The sequence below is a fragment of the Mesotoga sp. HF07.pep.5.2.highcov genome, from assembly GCF_003666285.1.
GTDB lineage: Bacteria > Thermotogota > Thermotogae > Petrotogales > Kosmotogaceae > Mesotoga > Mesotoga prima.
This window is the reverse complement of sequence record NZ_JFHJ01000414.1, coordinates 1-3,228: the sequence shown is the minus strand read 5'-3', so window position 1 is coordinate 3,228 and position 3,228 is coordinate 1. Positions and strand designations below refer to the sequence as shown.

At 42.9% G+C, this 3,228-nt stretch carries 3 protein-coding genes and 1 pseudogene; 3 read left to right on the top strand and 1 reads right to left on the bottom strand.

Annotated elements, in window-relative coordinates:
* Window positions 1-179: 179 nt before the first annotated feature.
* The 3 genes and pseudogenes from BG32_RS08735 to BG32_RS08725 form a co-directional block, all read left to right on the top strand.
* A complete protein-coding gene (locus BG32_RS08735; RefSeq protein ID WP_121526689.1) occupies window positions 180-842 on the top strand; it encodes a restriction endonuclease in 663 nt (220 codons plus the stop codon).
* 284 nt (window positions 843-1,126) lie between these two features.
* The gene (locus BG32_RS08730; protein WP_121526688.1) at window positions 1,127-2,029 is read left to right on the top strand and encodes a DUF6577 family protein; all 903 of its coding nucleotides are present in this window, start codon (window positions 1,127-1,129) and stop codon (window positions 2,027-2,029) included.
* Between the two features lie 15 nt (window positions 2,030-2,044).
* A pseudogene (locus BG32_RS08725) lies at window positions 2,045-2,269 on the top strand (ATP-binding protein); the annotation flags it as partial.
* Between the two features lie 641 nt (window positions 2,270-2,910).
* Here the strand turns inward: BG32_RS08725 and BG32_RS15590 are convergent.
* The coding region (locus BG32_RS15590) for a hypothetical protein (protein WP_183084313.1) at window positions 2,911-3,228 on the bottom strand (318 nt) is incomplete at its 5' end.

The following is a 3,228-nucleotide window of genomic DNA, read 5'->3' as shown; positions in this document are numbered from 1 at the left end:
ATGACAATAGACGACTATGAAGAATTCCTCGAGGAGCGGCGTTATCTCATGGCTCAGAAGATAAAGAGGTATTTCGCGGTTCTTTGAACAATAGTCTAATTGATATTCGATGTGTTTTCTGGACGAGGTGTGGAAGTGGATTTCGATCGAAACGGACATGAAGTGACAGGAAAAACCCTATGATTCTATACTACTTCAGGAAGTACTGGTGGGTGGCGTCGGCTGCAATCATTGCGCTTGCATTTGTGATTCCTTATCAGGTGGTTATTGGCCTGCTATTTGCGCAGATAATCGCTGTAAATCTCGTGTCGTTTAGGATCAGGAGGTACTTGAAGCCCGAGCGGAACGTGAAGAGCCTCAGGAATCTTCTCGTTCTCGAGTTCAAGGACCTACTCGAAAGTTATGGAGTGTCCTGTGATTTTCCGCCTCGGGGCGATTATTCCTCCGTTGATCTTATCGCGGACATCTTCGGAGAAAAGACGGTGTTCTCTATTAGAGAGGGCAATGATGAAATCCATAACTCCGAAGTGCAGAGTCTCGCCGCTTCTCTTCCGAAACATAGGGCAAAGCACGGAGTTATTTTGGTAGATGGTTTGCTGCCGATTGAGGCAAAGAGACTGGCCGAGAGCTACGGTCTGGAATTCAAGAGATATCAGAAGTACAAGGAAGAAGTTCAGGAAAGGCTAAGCTCCAATCCCAATGTCTGCAGTGTTTGCGGAAGATTGATCGATCAGAATCAAAAGGAGATATGCAGGAAAAATTCAGAGCTTCTGGGCAGAAAGTCATACTGCCACGAACACTTCAAGGAGATCATCGACAAATCGAAGGCAGAAACAACCTAGGGGGTGAAACTTTGGAGCTCAAGAAGGGCAGAAATGGAAGTTGCTGAAAGCCCAAACACAATTCTAAGAAGAGCTGTGACCACCTATATGAAAAAGAAAGGCTATTTCCCTTCTGAGCAACATTCTATACAATTCACGTACATTCTGAGCGGTCTATAGTCCCATATCGGAATCTCGTTCTTTCAGAGGTCGGTCCGTTTATTCATAAATTCAGATCATATCTAATAAATTTGTCACTATTCTGATATAATTGACGTACTTAATAGAGGTAGCTGGAGGTGTTTGTGAGAAATTTTGAGAGAGATATTTCTGATCTTGCCGATGAATCGGGACTTATTACCAGACGGAAGCTTATCACTTATTTGGCAAGACTGTTCCCGGAGGATTCTGAGCAACGCCTTGACTGGCGCATAAATTCACTCAAGAAAATCGGTTTGCTTAGCTCGGCAGGCAGGGGGATCTACAGAATAGAAAACCTTGCCGTGTCAGACTTGAAGATTGATGGGATGAAAGGGAGTTTTCTGAGGCTTTCGGATATTAGAGAACCGAGTGAATTGACAAGCGTTAGTGGTACTGCCCAATCCCTGGAGAAGATGGGGATGATTTCTAGAGTTGCCAAGGGTATTTTCAGCACCGAGGTGAAACCTACCTACCTTCCATCAATATCTGCTGAGCTTAAGGATTTATGGATTTCTCTGGCCGAAGAGTTTCCTTATCTCGGACTTTGTATGACAGATACATACTGGATAAACTCCTTCATTTCGCAGCAGGCAGCAGGCAGGAGATTTGTTATCGAGACTGAAAAGGGCGCTGAAGAGTCTGTTTTTGACTTTCTTTCAGTAGGTTATGACAGTGTGCTGCTAAAACCTTCCGAAAGAGATATGCGTCTCTATGGATCGGGTTTGCCAGAACTCCTAATAGTCAAGAACCTAGTTACGCAATCTCCGATTACGTCGGTGGATGATGTTCCTATTTCATCCCTTGAAAAGATTCTTGTAGACGTGTTCTGCGATGAACAGGTCTATGACTATATTCAGGGAGATATGACGGTAGAGCTTTTCGAAGAGGCCTTTGAAAGGTTTGCTATTGATCAAAGCGTGCTTAGGAGATATGCTTCACGAAGAGGAAGGTGGAGAAGAATAAGGGAATTTGTGACCGATAATATTGGCGAGGTGTGGGTGTTGTGATTGACAACGCTTCTCTTGAACGCGAATGGATCGAAGTTGTTGTTTCAAGTTATCTCAGAATGCTATGAACAAAGGAGCGTGATAATCACAACAAATCTGGAGTTCAGCAAATGGGTCCATATCTTCTACGATGAACAGATGACTTCGGCAATGATTGATCGTCTTGTTCACCACAGTCATTTGTTGTTGTTCGAAGGTCAGAGTTTTAGAATTAGGAATTCGCTAATGAAAACTCATTAACAAAATTTCCCGGGTGGAAAGTTGTTTGGAATTCTTGCAAAAACAGGGAATTTGCTCTTGCAAAAAACACCTTTCAGTATATGAGGATCTCCAGAGGGAAAAGAAAGTGTGACTGAAGAGCTGGCGCTTCCAAGAGGAAAATTAGACTCTATGCCAGTAGGCGACACAGCAATTACCTCTATGACTGTCGAGGTAACGTGAAGATAGATCCTTATATTAGAGGGACTTTACACAGTTGCTTTGTGGTAAGTTCACTTGTATCTGGCAATCGAACGGAGAAAACAATGTTAGCATATATCTCAGGACCGGAATCATAATGCGGACATCATGGTCAAGGAAAGGGTGTCAAAAAAGCTAACATATGGAGAATACTAAGGAATGACAATGGCCCGACAAAAAAACTGAGGTATCACATGGCGTTTCACCTTTCAGAGGAAGAGGATTTCGGACGGTATGGAGTGATTAAACTGAAACATCTGTCAATAGAACCATTTTGATAAGAATATCTCATAATTGATACCTAATACGCCTCGTATCTTGCGTGTTTGTTGTTGATGAAACAATTATCAGTTGTTATAATCATATTGTATCAAATGGATCGGGCGAACCCGGTCGGCGGAGCATTACTGCTCCGTTTTTTTTTAGGGTAGAATGACTATTGCTCTTTCGTGGAATATTCTAACGAAGAGAAGTCGAGCTATTCTTTCAGAGAACGGCCAGAAATCTGAGACGCCCAGTTCCCATTTCCTTATGATTGAGCCCATACAGTATGCTGCCGTATCTGCTATATCTAAACCTGACACGAAGTGCTTCTTTGTGCGAAAAACAGCACTGATATTCAGTTTCTTCAGCTCATTTGAAAGGTACATTGGTAAGGCAGGGTCGATGTATCCATACTTTTCCTGCCTTCTCAATCCTTCTTCGTAGACCTTATCTTCTCTGGTACCCCTACTATCAAA